This window comes from Roseomonas elaeocarpi (genome assembly GCF_042433915.1).
In the GTDB taxonomy this organism is placed as follows: domain Bacteria; phylum Pseudomonadota; class Alphaproteobacteria; order Acetobacterales; family Acetobacteraceae; genus Roseomonas; species Roseomonas elaeocarpi.
This window is the reverse complement of the sequence record NZ_JBHLUN010000002.1, coordinates 261,177-280,065: the sequence shown is the minus strand read 5'-3', so window position 1 is coordinate 280,065 and position 18,889 is coordinate 261,177. Positions and strand designations below refer to the sequence as shown.

Below are 18,889 nucleotides of genomic sequence, written 5' to 3'. Positions count from 1 at the left end.
ATGAAGACCGCCGCCGTCGCGCCTGCCCTCAACCTCGGCCGACCGGTAACGGGGCTCCTGCTGTCCTTGTCGGACGCGATCGCGGCCGTTCTGCTCGCGCTCGATCTCATCGTCGTCATCGGCTCCGTCCTGGCCCGATCCTGGTTCGACGCGCCGGTCGAGTGGTCGGACGACGTTGCGCGGGGGCTGATGGTGGGGTCGAGCTTCTTCGGGGCGGCGAGTGCGGTGGCGCGAAGCGAGAACCCGGGCGTGGAGTTCTTCGCGGCCATGCTTCCTGCCAGCCTGCGGCGACGGTTCGACGCGGCCGCCGCAGTGCTCGTCGTGGTGATCGCGGCCTACGTATCCTTCAACGCCTTTAAGCTCGGCTGGATCACGACCGGGCAGACCACCGGCTCCGGCCTACCGCTGGAATGGACCTTCCTGCCGATGGCGGGCGGGGCGCTGTTCATGACCGTTTTCGCCGCGGAGATCGCTCTCCGGCGACCGTCGCGGGAACTGCTGGAGGCTGTCGCCGTCCTCGCCCTGGTGTGGGGAACCTTCATGGTCTGGTCGATCTTCGCGCCGGACACGCTGCCGCAGGTGGGGTTGCTCATGGCGCTGGGCTTCGTGGTCGCGCTGCTCGGCGGCCTGCCGATCGGCTTTTCCATCGCCCTGGCCGCCCTCGTGTACATCTGGCTCGACGAGTACCTGCCTGGCGTGATCTTCGCGCAGCAGATGGCGCGCGGCATCGATAACTTCGTGCTGCTTGCCATCCCTTTCTTTATCTTGGTTGGTTACCTGATGGAGGCGAACGGCATGTCCGTTCGCCTGATCGAACTGCTGCAACGACTGGTGGGGCGCATGCGCGGCGGGTTGAACGTCGTGATGGTGCTCTCGATGGTGCTGTTTTCCGGCATCTCCGGTTCCAAGATGGCGGATGTGGCGGCGGTCGGCTCGGTGCTGATCCCCGCAGCTCGGCGCTCGAAGCAGGAGCCAGGGCAGGCGGTGGCGCTGCTCGCGGCCTCTGCCGTCATGGCTGAAACCATCCCGCCCTGCATCAACCTGATCATCCTGGGCTTCGTCGCCAACCTGTCGATCGGTGGCCTGTTCATGGCGGGGCTCATCCCGTCCGCGCTGATGGCGGTGGCGCTGGTCGGCGTTTCCATCCTGTTTGGCACCAAGGCGGCGATCGCGGCCGACATCATCCCTGACGGATCGCTTCGCCGCATGTGGGTGGGCGCCATCGTGTCGTTCGGGCTGATCGCCATGATCTTTATCGGCTTCAAGAGCGGCTTCGCGACAGCCACCGAGATCTCGGCCTTCGCGGCGCTCTACGCCATCGTGGTCGGCGCGGCGGTGTTCGGGGAGTTGAGCTGGCGCGCCCTGGCGCGGAGCTTCGTCCACGCGGCCACGCGTTCGGGCCTCGTGCTGTTTATCGTCGCGGCGGCGCAGGCGTTGGCCTGGGTGCTGACGCTGCAGCAGGTGCCCCACGCCTTGGGCGACCTCATGGTGGAGATGTCGCGCTCCAGCGGAACCTGGCTGTTCATGCTGCTGTCCATCGCCATCCTGATCATCATGGGATCGGTGCTGGAAGGTGCGGCCGCGCTGATCATCTTCGGACCCCTGCTGGTGCCGGTGGCATCGCAACTCGGCATCGATCCGCTGCATTTCGGTGTGGTGCTGGTGATCTCGATGGGGATCGGGCTCTTCGCCCCGCCGCTCGGTCTCGGCCTCTACGGTGCCTGCCTGATCGGACACGTACCGATCGAACGGACCGTGAGGCCGATCATGGGATACCTCGGGCTCATCTTCGTCTGCCTGCTGCTGATTACCTTTATCCCGGCACTCAGCACGGGGCTGCCGCGACTGCTCGGCTACTGAGAGGGGACGGTGATGAAGGTTCTTCTGACCCATACGCCGGCAAGCCGGGCCCAGTACTATGGCCCGAAAGCCCTCGCCGCCCTGAGGGAACTCGCGGAGGTGATGCTGCACGAAGGGGAGGCAGCGCTAACGCCTGCAGACCTGGTCGCCACGGCGGCGGAAGCTGACCTGATCGTTGCGGATCGTTTGACGGCGGGACCTGCGGAAATCTTTCCCCGCCTGCCGCGGCTCCGTGCCTTCGTGCGATGCGCCGTTGACATCCGCAACATCGACACGGTGGCGGCCAGCCAGGCTGGGGTCCTCGTTACCCATGCAGCACCCGGCTTCATCGCTTCCGTGACGGAACTCGGGATTGGCTTCCTGGTCGACCTTTCGCGCGGCATCTCGCGGGCGACCGGCGACTACCGGGCGGGCCGCCGGCCGGAGGTGCGGATGGGGAGGCAACTCCAGGGCAGTCGCCTCGGCATCATCGGCTACGGCGGGATCGGGCGCAGCCTCGCCGCCGCCGCCGCTGCCCTTGGCATGGAGGTGCTGGTCACCGACCCTCATGCCAAGGTGGAGGAGCCTCGGTTCCGGCAGGTCGGCTTCGAAACCTTGCTCGCGGAAGCGGACTACGTTGTCTGCCTCGCGGTCGCGACCGAGGAGACGGAAAACCTCATCGACGCGGCGGCCCTGGCACTGATGCGGCCGGAAGCCTTCTTTATCAATCTCTCGCGTGGCAACCTCGCGGACGAGACTGCGCTCGCCGCGGCGCTGCGCGAGGGGCGGATCGCTGGTGCCGCCATGGATGTAGGGCGCGAAACCGACCAGATGCCGTCCCCTGAACTGGCGCAACTGCCGAATGTGGTCGCGACGCCGCATATCGGTGGCCTCACGCCACCGGCCATCGAGGCGCAGGCCTTCGACACGGTTCGGCAGGTTCGTTCCATCCTGGCGGGCGAAGTCCCTGACGGTGCGGTCAACGCGGAAAGCTGGACCCGCCGGCCGGCAGGAGAGGCGTGATGCCGGGCGTCACGCCCGTACTGAAGCCGCCACCAGGGGCCTGCGATTGTCACATCCACGTCTATGATCCCGCGGTTCATCCCACGGTCCTGAGCGCCACGCCCGGTCCCGCAGGTGCTGACGTGGTGGGGTACCGCAGGGTCCAGGCTCAACTGGGACTCCAGCGGGCCGTGGTGGTGCAGCCAAACGCCTACGGCATCGACAACGGCGTGACGCTGGCTGCCATCGCCGCGCTCGGGCTCGCCTCCACCCGCGGCGTGGCGGTGGTGCGACCCGGGCTTGGCCGGGCGGCGCTGGACCGCCTGACGGCCGGTGGCATCCGCGGCGCGCGCGTGCATATGCTCCCCGGAGGCATCCTCTCCTGGGACGAGGTGGAGCCGCTCGCCGCAGAAATCGCGGAGGCAGGCTGGCACCTCCAGCTCCAGATGGACGGCCGGCAGTTGCACGAGCGGGAGGCGCTGCTGCGCCGCCTGCCGGGCACGCTGGTGATCGACCACATCGGTAAGTTCCTTGAACCCGTGGCGCCGAACCACCCTGGCTTCCGCGTCCTGCTACGGCTGCTCGACAGCGGACGGACCTACCTGAAGCTCGCGGCGCCCTACGAGGTGTCGCGCGCCGGCCCCCCGCTCTACACGGATGTCGGCATGCTGGCGAAGGCGGCCATCCACCACAGCCCCGAGCGGATGATCTGGGCAAGCAACTGGCCGCATGTCGGGATAATGGACCGGCCGGATGAGGCGGCGCTCCTTGACCTCTTGCTGGACTGGGCACCGGAAGAACACGTGCGTCGGCGTATCCTGGTGGACAATCCGGCCCGTCTTTATGGCTTCGGAGTCCTCGCAGACTGAAGTGAGATGAGCACCGGGCCTTCTGTGTGGGGCTGTGGAATCTTGGCGGATACCAGACTTGGCAGCGAATTGCAGCAGGCTGCCCTTCAATGCCGACTGCGGTAATCTCGCGTATGTAAGATCATTTCTTCTGCACAAGCCCCAAGAAGAAGAGAGACGCCACGAGGCGGAGTAGCCGCCACGGCAGCGCGCCGCGCCGTCGCTTCCTCGGCAGCACTGCGCCGCACGCCGCTCCTGGCACAGGGCGGCTTCACCTGGGCATGTATCTCACCCGAACTCAGTTCCCGTGTGATCCGGCAAGGCGCGGGGGCGGCTTCGTGCAGGTGCATGGGATCGGGCCGCAGGCGGCGCTGGGGGCTCGGCGCCAAGGAGCACCCTGATCCGCGACGCCGCCGGACTCCTCGCCGAATTCAGTTCATGTGGCGCGGCGAAATGCCCGGTAATGCTTCCATGGTGGAGTCCCCGCGATCCTACCTTTCGGGCGTTCAGGCCCTCGTGCACCTGCCCATGTTGCAGCGGATGCGCGACGAGAGAGCCGGGCTGAACACCGCCGGCTTCGTGTCCGGCTACCGCGGGTGGCCCCTGGGAAACCTCGACCAGTCGCTCTGGCGCGCCAAGCACCAGCTGGTCCAGCACCGTATTCACTTCGAACCCGGCGTGAACGAGGAGCTGGCGGCAACCGCCGTCTGGGGTACGCAGCAGGTCAACCTCTTTCCTGGTGCCAGGTACGACGGCGTCTTCGCCATGTGGTACGGCAAGGGACCCGGGGCGGACCGCAGCGTAGACGTGCTGAAGCACGGCAACGCGGCCGGCAACGCACCGCAGGGCGGCGTGCTCGTGGTCGTCGGCGACGACCATGGTGCCAAGTCCTCCTCGCTGCCGCACCAGAGCGATCACATTTTCACCGCGGCGATGATACCGGTGCTCAACCCGGCGGGCGTGCAGGAATTCCTCGACTTCGGTCTGCACGGCTGGGCCATGTTGCGCTTTTCCGGCTGCTGGGTGGGGATGCGCGCCATCGCCGACACGGTGGAAACCTCCGCCTCCGTCGTCCTCGCCCCCTTCAGAATCGAGACCCTGGTGCCGGCCGACTTCGCGGGACCACCGGGCGGGCTGTCGATCCGCTGGCCGGACCCTCCGCTTGACCAGGAATGGCGGCTGCAGCGCTACAAGGTCTACGCGGCCATGGCCTATGCCCGGACCAACGGCATCAACCGGCTCGTCTTCGACAGTCTGAAGCCCCGCTTCGGCATCATCACGACGGGCAAGTCCTACCTCGATGTGCGGCAGGCCCTCGAAGGCCTGGGCATCGACGGGGAATGCGTGTCGGAGATCGGTCTGCGGCTCTTCAAGGTCGGCATGACCTGGCCGCTCGATGCGGAGGGCGTGCGCCATTTCGCCGAAGGGCTCGACGAGATCCTCGTGGTCGAGGAGAAGCGCCAGGTCATAGAGTGCCAGTTGAAGGAACAGCTCTACAACTGGCGCGAGGACGTGCGCCCGAAGATCACGGGCAAGTACGCCGAGGCCGGCGAGTGGGAGATTTCCGGCAGCGAGTGGCAGCTGCCCGCGGCCGGAGAGCTGACGCCGTCAATCATCGCGCGGGTCATCGCCCGGCGGATCGGGCACTTCCACAGCAACGACCTCGTCCGCGGGCACATCGCCTTCCTAGAGGCGAGGGAAGCGGAGCTGGCGATACCTGGAGCGGACGCGCTCCAGCGCCTGCCCCACTACTGCTCGGGCTGCCCGCACAACACCTCCACCAGGGTGCCCGAGGGGAGCCGTGCGCTAGCAGGCATCGGGTGCCACTACATAGCGCTGTGGCTGAACCCGGACCAGACCAGGACCTTCAGCCAGATGGGCGGCGAGGGGGTGTCCTGGGTGGGGCAGGCGCCCTTCACGGAAACCAGGCACGTCTTCGCCAATCTCGGCGACGGCACCTACGCGCATTCCGGCCTGCTGGCGATCCGCCAGGCGGTCGTGGCCAGGGTACCGATCACCTACAAGATCCTGTTCAACGATGCCGTGGCCATGATCGGCGGCCAGCCCGTGGAGGGCAGCCTCACCGTGCCGCAGGTGATGCGGCAGGTGGCGGCCGCGGGCGTGGAGCGGATCGTCGTCGTGGCCGACGACCCGACCCGCTACGAGGAGATCGCGCTGCCCGCGGGCGTGCCGCTGCACCATCGCCGGGAACTCGACGCCGTTCAGCGCGAGCTGCACGATTACGCCGGCGTTTCCGTCCTCGTCTACGACCAGACCTGCGCGGCCGAGAAGCGGCGCCGGCGCAAGCGTGGCCTGATGCCCGACCCGGCACGCCGGATGGTGATCAACGATCGTGTCTGCGAGGGCTGCGGGGATTGCAGCAGCAAGTCGAACTGCATGTCAGTGGTGCCGGTCGAAACCGAGTGCGGACGCAAGCGCCAGATCGACCAGTCCTCCTGCAACAAGGACTTCTCCTGCGTGGAAGGGTTCTGCCCGAGCTTCGTGACGGTTGAGGGCGGCACGCTGCGGAAAGGGCGCGCCGCGGTACCGGCCGGTGGCCTGGGCGCCGCGGGCGGCTAGGTTTCCGTCGGCGGCGAGAGCGACGGGCATGAGCAGGAAACGGCGGGGCGGCGCCAGCGGCCGCAGGCTGGCCCGGCGGAGCCGAGCGACGACCTGCCGGAGCCGGAGCTCGTCGCGTTGGATCAGCCCTATGGCATCCTCGTCGCCTGCGTCGGCGGCACCGGCGTCGTGACGGTCGGCGCGCTGCTCGGGACCGCCGCCACGCTGGAGGGGCTGAGCGTTTCCGCGCTCGACATGGCCGGGCTGGCGCAGAAGGGCGGCCCCGTCTTCTCGCACGTCCGGATCGCCGCGCGGCAGGACGCGCTGCACGCCGCGCGGATCGCGACGGGCGAGGCCGGGCTGCTGCTGGGCTGCGACATCGTGGTGGCGGTGGCCCGGGACTCCCTCGCGAAGCTCTGCGCACCCCCATGGCAGGGCGCGTGGCAGGCGTGCACTGCCAGGCGGAGGAGCTGGTCGAGGAAGGAACCGAGCTCGTCACCTTCGAAACCGTCGAAGCGGTGGAGGCCGCGTCGTGACCTATCCGGCAAAGCTGCGCGTGGTCGAGGTCGGCCCGCGCGACGGGCTGCAGAACGAGAGCGCGGCCGTTCCGGTCTGCACCAGGGCGGCGCTGGTCGGGATGCTGGCTGCGGCGGGGGCAAAGACCATCGAGGTCGGGAGCTTCGTTTCGCCGAAATGGGTGCCGCAGATGGCCGACACGGCGGACCTCCTCGCGATGCTGCCGGCGATGGCGGGGGTGAGCTACCCGGTGCTGGTGCCGAACCTCAAAGGGCTGGAACAAGCCCTCGCCACCGGGAAGGTCGGTGAGATCGTGGTCTTCGGCTCGGCCTCCGAGGCTTTCTCCCGTCGGAACATCAACTGCTCGGTCGACGAAAGCCTGGAACGCTTCGGGCCTGTGATGGCAAAGGCGCTGGAGCACGGGCTGCGGGTGCGCGGCTACGTGTCCTGCGTGCTGGGCTGCCCTTACGAGGGCGAGGTGGCGGTCACGGCGGTGGTGCGTGTCGCGGCGGCCCTGGCCGGCATGGGCTGCTACGAGGTCTCGCTCGGCGACACCATTGGCGTCGGAACGCCGCTGAAGGCACGCCGCATGGTCGAGGCGGTGGCCGGCGCGCTGCCTGTCGACCGGCTGGCGCTGCACTTTCACGACACCTACGGACAGGCCCTGGCCAACATCCTGGCCTGCCTCGATCTCGGCGTTTCGGTGATCGACAGCGCGGTCGCGGGGCTGGGCGGCTGCCCCTTTGCACGAGGTGCGACTGGAAACGTGGCGACCGAGGATGTCGTCTACATGCTGCAGGGCATGGGCATCGAAACCGGGCTGGACCTCGCGCGGCTCTGCGAAGCCGGGGCGATGATTTCCACGGCCCTGGGGCAGGAAACAAACTCTCGCGTGGCGCGGGCCCGCCTGTCGGTGGCTAGGACGGGCTGACGCCGTTCAGTACCCCGGATCCGTCCGGCAACGATGGCGGCAGGGTTGTGCTCCGCCCCTGACCTTCCTGGCTAAATGGAGTTCAGACCCGCCGACCGGGTCCGTGCCGACGCGCCTTCGGTCGCGGCGGGGCGGCTGCACGGGCCGGCAAGACAGAAGCAACGCCCCTGTAGGCGCCTGCCGCGCTGACCTCCTCACACCCCGCGTCGGATGCGCAAGATCAAGCGTCACGCCGGCGACGCGGCAAGCTCCTGCCAACGCTTCCAGGCTTCCGGAGAAGCTCGACAAACCTAGCCTGAACAGGGGTGGGACGCCAATCCCTTCGCGTGATGATCCCGTCATCGGTACGCCCGTCGACCTCGGCATGATCGAGTGTCGTCAGCAAACCAGCCTCGATATGTTGGCGTGCTTCTCGTGTCGTCAGCAGGGCGATACGGTTGCTGTTGGCTGCGACCGTCAGCATCAATTCCGTCGAACTTGTCTCAATCGAATAGCTGGGTGAACTGAGAGACTTTGCCAGGAGAGCGTCACAAGCCTTCCGACGTGGCGAGCCCGGCCTCGAGATGATCCAGTCGAAGCTGACCAGGTCCTTCGTCGTCACTCGTGACTTACGCGTCAGCGGGTGGCCGGCTCGCACAACGATTGAGTATGGAAGATGAAACAGGGCTTCTTGGACGACGTCCGCCGCAAGGTGAGGCTGCTCTAGCGGTCCGTAGATCAGGTCTATCCTGCCGTATCGAAGATCTTGGATCATCTGTTCGAAGGCGCCGTCCTCGATCCTGATGCGCGCCTTCGGATGGATGTTCAGGAACGCTTCCATCGCTTCGCTTAAAGGCTGCGTCGCTGACGTCCTGCGGATGCCGATGTGAATGCGGGACACGCTGTCGCCCTGCAGTGAAGCGATCTCTTCCAAAGCGTGGCCGATTTCCTTCAGCGCCAGATTGAACCGGCGCGCGAGCTCGAATCCGATCTTGTTCGGCACCATCCCGTCGCTCGACGGATCGAAGACGCTGCGCCCGAGCACCCTCTCGAGATCGCGCGCCATGCGGTAGAGCGTCGGCTTTGAAAGACCGGTGGCGAGCGCCGCGGCCGGCACGCCGCGCTGTTCGGCGATGGCGATCAGGCCCCGCATCGCCGTTGCCGACAGCTTTGCACGCAGCGCTGCCAGCCGCTCCTGCTGTGCGATCGGCCCCCCAACGAGAGGGTTCAGAAGTGCGTCGTCCAGTTGCCCGAAGAGCCGATCAACGCGTGCCAGAAGGAGCCAACCTGCCTCGGTCGGCTGAGAACCACTATGTCCCCGCTCAAGTAAGGGGGCACCGGCGAAGGCTTCGAGCTTGCGCAGTGCAAGTGTCATCGTCGGCTGCGAGCGGCGGACAATGCGCGAGGCTTTGGACACGCTGCCGGCTTCCACAACGCGCTGCAGCATCGCCAGATGGCTGAGATTGGGCAGCTTGCTGCGGTAATCCAAATCCTCCTCCTCCGGCAGTCACCACGCGGGGATCGAAAAACCTATGGCCTGACGCATGCTTCCTAGTACTGCTTCATTTGCCCCGTTGCTACACAGATCCGCAACAAGAACTGTCAGGTACGGCCCAGGATCTCAATCCTCGCTGAACGCTTACCACTTAGGTCTGGCGGCCTATGCTGCGGCACAGCATTCCCGGCACTGGACCTGTGGGATCAAGAAGTTGGTGAGGAAATTGATCCTTTGTCGCAGATCGGAGAGGCCTCATGTTCCGGGACAAGGCGGTGACCGCACCAATGAACGGCATCGCGGAATTGCACCCCGGCAAGGTCTTCGCGCTTCAGAACATCATCGAACTGGACGGGCGGGTGGCCCATTATCCGGTCAGCGCCCGCGGGTTCGCGCCGTGTCACTGCTACCTCCTGCGAGAGGATGATGGCGCGCTGCTGGTCGATACCGGCTTCGCCGCCCACGGCGCCATGATGATCAGCCAACTGGAATCGCTGGTCGGGCAGACCATACCGCTCTCGCTCACCATGATGCGCATCAACGACTTCATGTCGGTCGGCAATAGCCTGGTCATCGCGCGGCACTTCAGAATCGAGCAGTGCTACGGCATGACCCAGAATGCTGCCCGCAGCCTTGACTTCTCCTCGCATACCGTCGAGGAGGCGGCCGAGAACGTGGCTCTGCTTCCGCTGAAGCTCATCACCGGCAACGAGTGGATCGAGGTCGGTCATAGCGGCCGACGGAAAGTGAAGCTGAACCAGTCACCGATGCGGCTCATCAACACGCGTTGGATGTACGATCCAGAAAGCCGCATCCTGTTCACCTCGGACATGTTCGCCCATAGCTGGGGTCAGCAGCCCGATGAGACTTGGTTCATCGATGCCGGCAACGATGCCACCACCGAGGAGGACGTGAGGCGCTTCCTCCTGAGCACGCGCTACTGGTGGCTCGAAGGTGCCAAAACCGACGATCTACGCCAGGGCATCGACCGGATCTTCGAGCAGTTCGACGTCCAGGCCATCGCGCCGAGCTATGGCAAGATCCTGCGAGGCGGCAACGTGGTCGCCCGCCACCACCGCATGCTTGACGAGGTGCTGCGTAAGCTCGACCGCCGTTGTACGCCGCCGCGCTACGTTGCGCGTAACGAGGAGCACTACGCATGAGTGCACTGCCGCGTGAAATCTCCCCAGGGCTGTTCTGGCTTGGCGACTGTCAGGTGCAGCGCGTCCGAGGTAAGGTCTACCACGGCTACAATGCGGCCTACCTACTGATCGGCGGGCAAGCCTCCTGCCTGCTTGAAACCGGCGCGCCGAAGGATTTCCCCCTCCTGAAGCGTCAGATCGACAGCGTTCTGGACAGTAGCCGGCCACCCTTGCGGCACATCTTCCTCAGCCACCAGGAAACGCCGCATGCCGGCGGCCTGTCGCGCCTCATGGATCTGTTTCCCGAGGTGACGCTGCACGGTGATCTGAGCGACTACCATCTGGTGGTGCCCGAGCATGCCCATCGCTTTCACTGGATGGAGGCCGGCCATGAACTCGATCTCGGCGGACGCAGCTTGGTGACGGTGGATCCGGTCATCCGCGATCTGCGCTCAACGCTCTGGGCGTTCGACACGCGCGACCACGTCCTGTTTCCGGCCGACGGCTTCGCCTACAGCCACTTCCACACTGAGGGCCATTGCGGCCTACTGGCGGAGGAGGCGACCAACCTCGACCTCCAAGATGGCTCGGCCGTGTTTGCCGAACGCGCGCTGTTCTGGACAAAGTTCGTCGATATGAAACCATACATCGACAGGTTCGAGCGGTTGGTCGCCGATCTCGATGTGCGGATGATCGCGCCCACGCACGGATTGCCGGTCGGTGACGTCGCCAGAACGATGCCGCTGGTCATGGAGGGGCTGCGCTTCGGCAGCAGAGAGGAAATGCTGCCGCAGGGCGAACTCGCACAGAGCAGCCTGGATCAGGAGGCGCTGGCCGCTCACCGCGTCGTCTGACCTGAAGCTTCCACCGGATTCCAAGAAACAAAGATCGCCGGCTGACCGGCGACGAGGGAGGTTTATCATGGCGTTCGAGGGGGTAAGGACGGGTACAACACGCCGCAGAGTGCTGACGATTGGGGCCTCCGCCGTGGTGGCGCCATTCACGCCGGCGATCGTCTCAGCAGTCGGGCAGACCCGGATCAAGCTGCGCATCGTTAATTCCGGCTCGAACACGGTGCTCACCATGCAGGAGCTCGTGCGGCAGCAGGGATTCTTCGAGCAGTTCGGCCTCGACGTCGAGACCACCAACCTGTCGGACGGCAACAAGGTGGCGGCGGCGTTGATCAGCGGCGATGTCGAGGCCTGCATGCTGGCCGGCTTCTCCCAGGTCATCCCGGCGATCGCCAAGGGCGCTCCGCTCAAGATCATCGCCGGCGCGTTGCTGAAGTCGAACTCGGTGATTTACAGCTCACGCCCTGGCATCCAGTCGGTGAGGGACCTGACGGGCAAGACGATCGGCGTCGGCTCCGTGGGTTCCAACCTTTACTGGCTGGTCTCGGAGGTTCTGCGCCGGCACGGCGTTGATCCCAGGACGGTGAACTTCGTCAACGTCGGCAGCGGCACGGACGTCTTCAAGGCGGTGGCGGCCGGAGTGGTCGACGCCGGACCGGCACAGGTCGAATTCACGGACTCCGCCAAGAAGATGAACGTCCATCCACTCCCGGACGGCGCATTCTGGGAGCAGTTGCCGGACTACGCTGACCAGGGGTCCTACACGGTTGATCGAACGATCCGGATGAAGCGGGACACCATCGTCAGGCTGCTGGCCGCCTATGGTCAGCTCTATCGCTTCGTATCGTCCCCGGATTCAAAGGATGCCTACCTGAAGGCGCGGCTGACGGCTCTCGGGCCGAAATCCAGCGTGCCCGATGGTGTGGCACTCTGGGATTTTATCCAGAAGTACCAGCCCTACGCCGTCAACCTCGCGCTGAGCCCGACCCAGGTTGAGGCCGCGCAGAAAATCAATATCGAGGCCGGTATCCAGAGGAAGATGCTGCCCTACACGGACGTCGTGGATCCATCCCTGGCCGCCGACGCCGTCAAGCTGATGGGTGGACCGGTTTGACGCGGGCGGAGACCGGATCGATGAACCATACGGCGCAGGCGCGCCCGGTGGCCTTCGTCACCGGTGCCTCCTACGGCATCGGCGCGGCCACGGCCTTGGCCCTGGCGGATGCCGGCTACCGCCTCGTGGTCGCCGATCTCAACGAAGGCATGCTGTCGGAAACCCTGGCGGCACTCGCCACCAGGTCCGACGGCCATGTCGGCGTGGCGCTGGACGTCACGCGGCAGGACAGCGTGACGCGGGTGGTGGCGCAGGCCGTTGATCAGCTCGGGCAACTCGACGTGCTGGTCAACAACGCGGGCGTGCCTCTACGCAAGGATGCGGTGGACGTCACGCGCGAGGATTGGGGGCGGACGATCGGCGTCAACCTTGAGGGCACCTTCTTCATGAGCCAGGCCGTGGGCCTCCATCTGATCCAGGCGAAGCGGCCCGGCGCCATCGTCAGCGTCGCGTCGACGCACGGGCTGATGGGCGTGCCGACCAGCTCGACCTACGGTATCGCCAAAGCCGGCATCAGCCACATGACGCGCATGCTGGCGATCGAGTGGGCGCCCTTCGGCATCCGCGTCAACGCCATCGCCCCGGCTTCGACCGTGACGCCCACACGCAAGAACCTGAACGATCCCGACAAGCGGGAGGCCTTCGCCGCACGCATTCCCCTGGGCAGGCTCGGTGCGCCGCAGGACATGGCGGACGCCATCGCCTTCCTTGCCGGTCCGAGGGCCTCCTTCATTACCGGCCAGGTCCTGGCCGTCGATGGCGGGTTGACCGCCGCGTGAGTGTCACGAACGAGGCTGAAGACATGGCCGCAACCGCCCGATACCGTTTCCTCCTGATCCAGGCCTTTCGGCTGCCGGAGGATTCACCCTATCGTCACCGCAGGATCGGCGCGGCGAGGGAGCAAGCACTGATGAACTTCGACTTCGTCGGGCCGCTGCTGCAGGACGTGGACTGGGAGGTCCATGCGGGCGCGCTCACCACCTATGGCGACTGGGCAGTCGAGACCAGGGCCGAATTCGCCTTCTCCGCCGCAGCCCGCTTGCCGCTGGTGCGCGAGGCCTGCGAGTCCGGCAAGTACAACGCCATCGTGCTGTTGGGCGGCGGCGAGCCAGGTTTCCTGGAATCCTGCGAGATCGCCCGACCCTTCGGCATCCCGGTGACGTCCTGCGCCTTCTCCCAGATGCACTACGCGACCATGCTCGGCAACAAGTTCAGCGTCATCGACCTCGCCGAGAACCACAACATGTACTACTACAATCTGGTGATCCAGCACCGGATGGCGGATCGCTGCGCCTCCATCCGCATGATCAACTTCCCGCACGAGCGTCCCGGCCACGAGGTCGAGCGGCAGTTTCACGTCGAACGAGACAAGGCACGCCGTGGAGAGTTTTCCGTCGCGGTCGAGGAGGCGGTCGAAGCGGCGGTCGCGGCGATCGAGGAAGATGGCGCGGAAGTCATCACCCTTGGCTGCTCGGGCACGTTCTGGCTGCAGCCCATCCTGCAGCGGCGGCTGAACGAGCTTGGCTGGGAGGTGCCCGTGCTGGAAGGCTACCGTTGCGCCATCACCCTGGCGAAATCCCTGGTTGACATGGGCCTCACCGCCAGCGGGCTGACCTTCCCGGACGTGAGGCCGAGGCGCTGGCGCAAGAAGAAGGTTTTCTGATACGGGCCATCGTCCACAAAACCATCTTCAACCGCAGCCGCAAAGCTGCCGCGATCGCCGCATCATTGATGGCCGCGGTGCCCAGGTGGCATCCAGCGCTGCCCGGTGCCGCATCAGCAACTCCACGAGGCAGGCTGGGCATGGCGCGGTCGGTGGTGTGGTTCCCGTTCTACCGTGCTTCGGCCGAGAGCCGCGTCACGAACCGGGCTGAGCTCGACTATATCCGCCACGGCGGTGCGCTGGCGGTTTCGAAGGAGAGCACACCCCTTACCTAGCGCTTCACGGCGCGGCTGCTGCGCAACCAGCAGGTGTGCGGCGTCTGCATCAGCAAACTCGCCGGGACCATAACAGACCTTTGGCGAACGACTGTGGGAGCATTGGTGCGTAGACGCGGCCGGAGTGTTATACGGCGACGCGGCGGTGCATCCTTCTTGGATGATCTAAGTCTCCGCCAGATGGTGCCGCGCGAATTAATGGTCTTCGTCACCCCATAGCGCGTCCGGCATCCAAGGCGAGGTGTAGCTCGGAGTTGAAAATCGAACCATCGGTTCAAAAGCTTGACGGGGGCTGCTGATCCGCTCAGGATTTCAGGCATCCGGACCTGAGGTTCCATGAGCGACACAACCCTGCAGTCCCTGACGGCCGCGGTTTCCGCCGAAACGATGATGCGGAACCTGGAAGCCCTGGCCAGCCGCGTGAAGCTGGCCGGCACGCCGGAGGAGCTGGAAAGCCTGCGTGTCATCGAGGCACGGATGCAGGACTACGGCTATCGCACCACCATTCTGCAGCATCCGGCCTTCATCAGCCTGCCCGGCGCTGCACGCCTCTCGGTCGGCCAGCAGGAACTGCCCTGCATCACCCACTCCTTCTCCCTGCCAACGGGGCCAGAGGGAGTGACGGCGGCGCTGGTGGATCTCGGCCAGGGCAGCGCGGCGGATTTCCAGAACAAGGACCTGCGTGGCCGCATCGCGCTGATCGAGGGCATGGCGAACCCGGCCAGCGCCGCCCGCGCGCGCGACGTCGGTGCCCTTGGCCAACTGCACATCTCTCCCGACGACCAGTTGCACGAGATGTGCATCTCCCCGGTCTGGGGCAGCCCGTCCGACGCGACGCGCGGTCAGCTCCCCCGCACGGTGGCCATCACCGTGGAGCGGCAGGCTGGGCTGGCGCTGCGCGAACGGCTCCGTACAGGCGAGGCGCTGTCGGTCACCCTGTTCGCCGACGTGGACACGGGCTGGCGGAACACGCCAATCCTAGTGGCGGAACTGGATGCGCCAGGGGCAGGCGTGGACGCACCCTTCGTGATGTTCTCTGGCCATCACGACACCTGGCACTTCGGCGTCATGGACAACGGTGCCGCCAACGCCACCATGATGGAGGTGGCGCGGCTCTGCGCCGGCCGGCAACAGGACTGGCGGCGGGGCCTGCGCTTCTGCTTCTGGTCGGGCCATTCGCAGGGCCGCTATTCCGGCTCCGCCTGGTATGCCGACGAATACTGGGACGAGCTGGACCGCCGCTGCGTCGCCCACGTGAACACCGACTCAACGGGCGGCCGCGGCGCCGATGACCTGGCCCATTCCGGCGCGGCGGCGGAGCTGTGGGGCCTGGCGGCCGATGCCGTCGGTGCGCAGGCGGGGCAGAGCTACGCCCGTGTCCGTTCCGGCCGAAACGGCGACCAGAGCTTCTGGGGGGTCGGTATCCCCGCCATCTTCAACAGCCTCAGCCGGCACGCGCGACCGGACCATGTCGCGGCGCAGGCGCATATGCCGCTCGGCTGGTGGTGGCACACGCCGCACGACACCCTGGACAAGATCGATCCCGAACGGCTGGTGCGGGACACGCGCGTCTTCGTGCATGTTGTCTGGCGACTGCTTTCCACGCCCCTGCTGCCGCTGAACTACGCCGAGCACGCCCGTTCCCTGCGCGCGGAACTCGAGCCGCTGCGGGACGGGCTGAGCGGCGTGCTGGACCTGTCGCTCCTGGCAAGCCGCGCCGCGGCGCTGGAGGACGCGGCCAGCGCTTTCGCCACGCGCGCGGCGGCCATGCCGGAGGAGGCTCTGCCGGCACTGGATGGCGCCCTGATGCGGGCGTCCCGTGCGCTGGTGCCGCTCGACTATACGCAGGGTGACCGTTTCCGCCACGACCCGGCCCTGGAGCAGCATGCCTGGCCCAGCCTGCAGCCCCTGCGCCAGTTGTTAAAGGCCGCAGGCACCGCAGAGGCGCCGTTCCTGCTCGTTGCGGCGCGTCAGGCCCGCAACTGCGCCGCCCACGCACTCCGGCAGGCGACCGAGGCGCTGGCGGCGGCGGGCTGACCCGGGTGGCTGACCCCCGTGCAGGCTTCTGCTACCGCAAGGGTGAGGCAATGTTCAGGGGCAGGGATGGCCACGACACCGAAGCAGCGATCGGCGCCCACCGAGGCAGCGGAGGAGGACGAGGACGCTTCCTCCAGCTACCTGGTCGCCGCGGCTGACCGGGCGCTGCGCCTGCTGACCCTGGTGGGCGACACGCCGGGGCTCGGGCTTTCGGAACTGGCGCGCCTGTCCGGCAACAGCAAGGCCCGCACCTTCCGCCTGCTGCAAACACTGGAAGCCAACGGCTTCGTGCTGCGCAAGGGAAGCGAGGCGACCTACTGGCTCAGCTACCAGGCCTTGCGACTGGCGGCCCGGGCGGAGCAGCAGATCGACCTGGTGCGGCTGAGCCAGCCCGTGCTGGACGCCATCGGCCCGCGCTGCGAGGAAACGGTGCAGATCCGCGTGCGGCATGAGCTGGAAAGCCTCTGCCTCGGCAAGTGGGAAACCACCCGCATCATCCGCTACCACGCCACGGTGGGGCAGACCTCGCCACTCTATGCCGGCGCCAGCAAAGTACTGCTGGCCTTCGCGCCGGAAGCCGTGCAGCAGACCGTGCTGGACAGCCCGCGCCAGTCCTTCACGGAAGATACGCCCACCGAGGCCAGTGTGCTGCGCCGGGAACTGGCGCTCATCCGCCGCAACGGCCACTGCATCAGCCGGGGCGAAGTGTCACCGGAAGCCTTTTCCGTCGGTGTGCCGGTCACGGACGCGGCGGGGCAGGTGGTGGCCGCCCTGCTGATCGCGGCGCCACTTGTGCGGGCGATGGGGGCAAGGGCAAAGGAGCTGCTCGCTCTGGCAGAGGAAGGGGGCCGGATGCTGTCCCAGGCGCTCGGCCACCGGCCGGACTGATGACCGGAGGATTCCCGGCAGGCGCGCCGAAAAGCGGATTGCTGGCCCGGGCCACGCCTGATAGGACTCCGGTAAGAAAATTGAACCATCGGTTCAATAACGAGGAACGCGCACCGGGCGCCACTGATCCGCGTCTGCCTGGAGGCATCTCCCAATGCTCAGTTCTTTCCGACGCCTGTGCGCCGCAGGCATCGCGGTGACGCTCTCGCTTCCCGCGCTGGCCTCGGCGCAGGAACTGCGGATTGGCATGAAGGCGGCGATCGACAGTGCCGACCCGCACCTGTTGTTCACCCCCAGCCGCGACGTCCAGCTGCACGTTTGGGAACCGCTGGTGGTGCAGGATGCCCAGGTGAAGCCGACGCCCGGCCTTGCCCTTTCCTGGCGACCCCTGGACGACACCACCTGGGAATTCACGCTGCGTGAGGATGCGCGGTTTCACGATGGCTCGCCCCTGACGGCGGAGGACGTGGTCTTCTCCATCCGCCGCGCCCAGACCATTGAGGGCGTGCGAACCTACCGTGCCTATATCCGCGACATCGCCTCGGTGGAGGCCGCCGGGCCGCACAAGGTGCTGATCCACACCAGCGCTCCTTCGCCGCTGCTGCCGAACAATCTTTCCACCTTCGGCATCGTTTCCGCCCGCGCGGCGCAGGGCGCGACGGCGGAGGATTTCAACGGCGGCCGCGCCGCTATCGGCACCGGTCCCTATCGCTGGGGGCACTGGACGCCGGGGCAGGACGTGACGCTGGAGCGCAACGACGATTACCGCGCTGGCAAGCAGCCCTGGTCGCGCGTCACCTTCCGCTTCCTGGGCAATGACAGCGCGCGCGTGGCGGCGCTGCTGTCGGGTGACGTGGACGTCGTCGATGCCGTACCCGCCGGGCTGTACGATCGCGTCCGGAACAACGATGGCAAGACGAAGCTGGAAACCGCGACATCGCTGTTCGCGCTGAACCTGACGCTGGACACCCGAGCGCAGACCAACTTCGTCACCGGTGCCGACGGCAAGCCGCTGGCGGAGAACCCGCTGGCGAAGCGCGAGGTGCGGCAGGCGCTGAGCCACGCCATCAACCGCACCGCCATCGCCGAGCGTGCCATGGAAGGCGGCGCGGTGCCGGCCGGGCAGTACATGCCACCGGGCTTCCTGGGTCATGTGCCCGGCGTGCAGCCGGCCAGCTACGATCCGGCGCTGTCCCGCCGCCTCCTGTCGCAGGCTGGCTACCCGCAGGGCTTCGGCCTGACGCTGCACTGCCTGAACGACCGCTTCTACGGTGACAGCAAGACCTGCCAGGCCATGGGCCAGATGTTCACCGCCATCGGCATCCGCACCACGGTGGATGCCATGCCTTCGGCCATCTTCTTCCGCAGGGCACTGACGGGCGCCAACGGACAGCCGGAATTCTCGGCCTCCATGAGCATCTTCGGCAGTGCCGCCGGCCTGCCGGACAATGCCTTCACCTCGCTGGTCCAGAGCTATGACCCGGCGCGCGGGCGCGGCACCTCCAACCTCGGCCGCTACAGCAATCCGGAGCTGGACGCGCTGATCGACAAGGCCGCCGCCACCTTCGACCCGGCCGAACGGCAGGCGGTGCTGGAGCGCGCCACCCGCATCGTGTTCGAGCAGGACCTGGCGACCATTCCGGTCTTCTACCTGAAGGGCGCCTGGGGCCTGCGGCAGGGCTTGGCCATGGAGCCACGTGGCGATCAGTACACGCTGGCCACCAGCATCCGCCCGGCGAACTGACCGAGG

14 protein-coding genes and 1 pseudogene are annotated in these 18,889 nt (G+C 66.7%); 14 read left to right on the top strand and 1 reads right to left on the bottom strand.

Annotated elements, in window-relative coordinates:
* The 6 genes and pseudogenes from ACFFGY_RS03035 to ACFFGY_RS03015 all read left to right on the top strand — a co-directional run bounded on the left by ACFFGY_RS03035 (nucleotide 1) and on the right by ACFFGY_RS03015 (nucleotide 7,695).
* The gene (locus tag ACFFGY_RS03035; protein WP_377042900.1) at nucleotides 1-1,860 is read left to right on the top strand and encodes a TRAP transporter large permease; all 1,860 of its coding nucleotides are present in this window, start codon (nucleotides 1-3) and stop codon (nucleotides 1,858-1,860) included.
* A gap of 12 nt (nucleotides 1,861-1,872) precedes the next feature.
* On the top strand, nucleotides 1,873-2,862 hold the full coding sequence (locus ACFFGY_RS03030) for an NAD(P)-dependent oxidoreductase (RefSeq protein WP_377042899.1): 990 nt from the start codon (nucleotides 1,873-1,875) through the stop codon (nucleotides 2,860-2,862).
* The gene (locus tag ACFFGY_RS03025; protein ID WP_377042898.1) at nucleotides 2,862-3,710 is read left to right on the top strand and encodes an amidohydrolase family protein; all 849 of its coding nucleotides are present in this window, start codon (nucleotides 2,862-2,864) and stop codon (nucleotides 3,708-3,710) included. Before ACFFGY_RS03030 ends, ACFFGY_RS03025 begins: the two co-directional genes overlap by 1 nt.
* Nucleotides 3,711-4,160: 450 nt before the next feature.
* Entirely contained in the window at nucleotides 4,161-6,269 is a 2,109-nt protein-coding gene (locus tag ACFFGY_RS03020) for an indolepyruvate ferredoxin oxidoreductase family protein (RefSeq protein WP_456316142.1), read from the top strand.
* A 117-nt stretch (nucleotides 6,270-6,386) separates the two neighbouring features.
* Nucleotides 6,387-6,614, top strand: a pseudogene (locus ACFFGY_RS22755) (2-oxoacid:acceptor oxidoreductase family protein); the annotation flags it as partial.
* Nucleotides 6,615-6,780: 166 nt separating this feature from the next.
* A complete protein-coding gene (locus ACFFGY_RS03015; RefSeq protein ID WP_377042897.1) occupies nucleotides 6,781-7,695 on the top strand; it encodes a hydroxymethylglutaryl-CoA lyase in 915 nt (304 codons plus the stop codon).
* Nucleotides 7,696-7,915: 220 nt separating this feature from the next.
* Here ACFFGY_RS03015 and ACFFGY_RS03010 read toward each other — a convergent pair whose 3' ends face one another.
* On the bottom strand, nucleotides 7,916-9,163 hold the full coding sequence (locus ACFFGY_RS03010; protein WP_377042895.1) for a LysR family transcriptional regulator: 1,248 nt from the start codon (nucleotides 9,161-9,163) through the stop codon (nucleotides 7,916-7,918).
* A 263-nt stretch (nucleotides 9,164-9,426) separates the two neighbouring features.
* Between ACFFGY_RS03010 and ACFFGY_RS03005 the strand changes: the two genes are divergently transcribed.
* From ACFFGY_RS03005 to ACFFGY_RS02970, 8 genes are all read left to right on the top strand, one after another.
* The gene (locus ACFFGY_RS03005; protein WP_377042894.1) at nucleotides 9,427-10,332 is read left to right on the top strand and encodes an MBL fold metallo-hydrolase; all 906 of its coding nucleotides are present in this window, start codon (nucleotides 9,427-9,429) and stop codon (nucleotides 10,330-10,332) included.
* The gene (locus ACFFGY_RS03000) at nucleotides 10,329-11,165 is read left to right on the top strand and encodes an oxygen-binding di-iron domain-containing protein (protein ID WP_377042893.1); all 837 of its coding nucleotides are present in this window, start codon (nucleotides 10,329-10,331) and stop codon (nucleotides 11,163-11,165) included. Before ACFFGY_RS03005 ends, ACFFGY_RS03000 begins: the two co-directional genes overlap by 4 nt.
* Before the next feature lie 67 nt (nucleotides 11,166-11,232).
* Nucleotides 11,233-12,276, top strand: coding sequence for an ABC transporter substrate-binding protein (locus ACFFGY_RS02995; protein ID WP_377042892.1), 1,044 nt, complete (start codon nucleotides 11,233-11,235; stop codon nucleotides 12,274-12,276).
* Nucleotides 12,277-12,296: 20 nt separating this feature from the next.
* Nucleotides 12,297-13,055: an SDR family NAD(P)-dependent oxidoreductase gene (locus ACFFGY_RS02990; RefSeq protein ID WP_377042891.1), complete on the top strand. Its 759-nt coding sequence runs from the start codon at nucleotides 12,297-12,299 to the stop codon at nucleotides 13,053-13,055.
* Nucleotides 13,052-13,939, top strand: coding sequence for an aspartate/glutamate racemase family protein (locus ACFFGY_RS02985; RefSeq protein ID WP_377042890.1), 888 nt, complete (start codon nucleotides 13,052-13,054; stop codon nucleotides 13,937-13,939). The genes ACFFGY_RS02990 and ACFFGY_RS02985 overlap by 4 nt, the downstream gene beginning before the upstream one ends.
* Before the next feature lie 611 nt (nucleotides 13,940-14,550).
* The gene (locus ACFFGY_RS02980; RefSeq protein WP_377042889.1) at nucleotides 14,551-16,251 is read left to right on the top strand and encodes a M28 family peptidase; all 1,701 of its coding nucleotides are present in this window, start codon (nucleotides 14,551-14,553) and stop codon (nucleotides 16,249-16,251) included.
* A gap of 66 nt (nucleotides 16,252-16,317) precedes the next feature.
* Nucleotides 16,318-17,139 (top strand): IclR family transcriptional regulator, encoded by an 822-nt coding sequence (locus ACFFGY_RS02975; RefSeq protein WP_377042888.1) that lies wholly within the window; start codon nucleotides 16,318-16,320, stop codon nucleotides 17,137-17,139.
* A gap of 154 nt (nucleotides 17,140-17,293) precedes the next feature.
* The gene (locus ACFFGY_RS02970; protein WP_377042887.1) at nucleotides 17,294-18,883 is read left to right on the top strand and encodes an ABC transporter substrate-binding protein; all 1,590 of its coding nucleotides are present in this window, start codon (nucleotides 17,294-17,296) and stop codon (nucleotides 18,881-18,883) included.
* The last annotated feature ends 6 nt before the right edge of the window (nucleotides 18,884-18,889 follow it).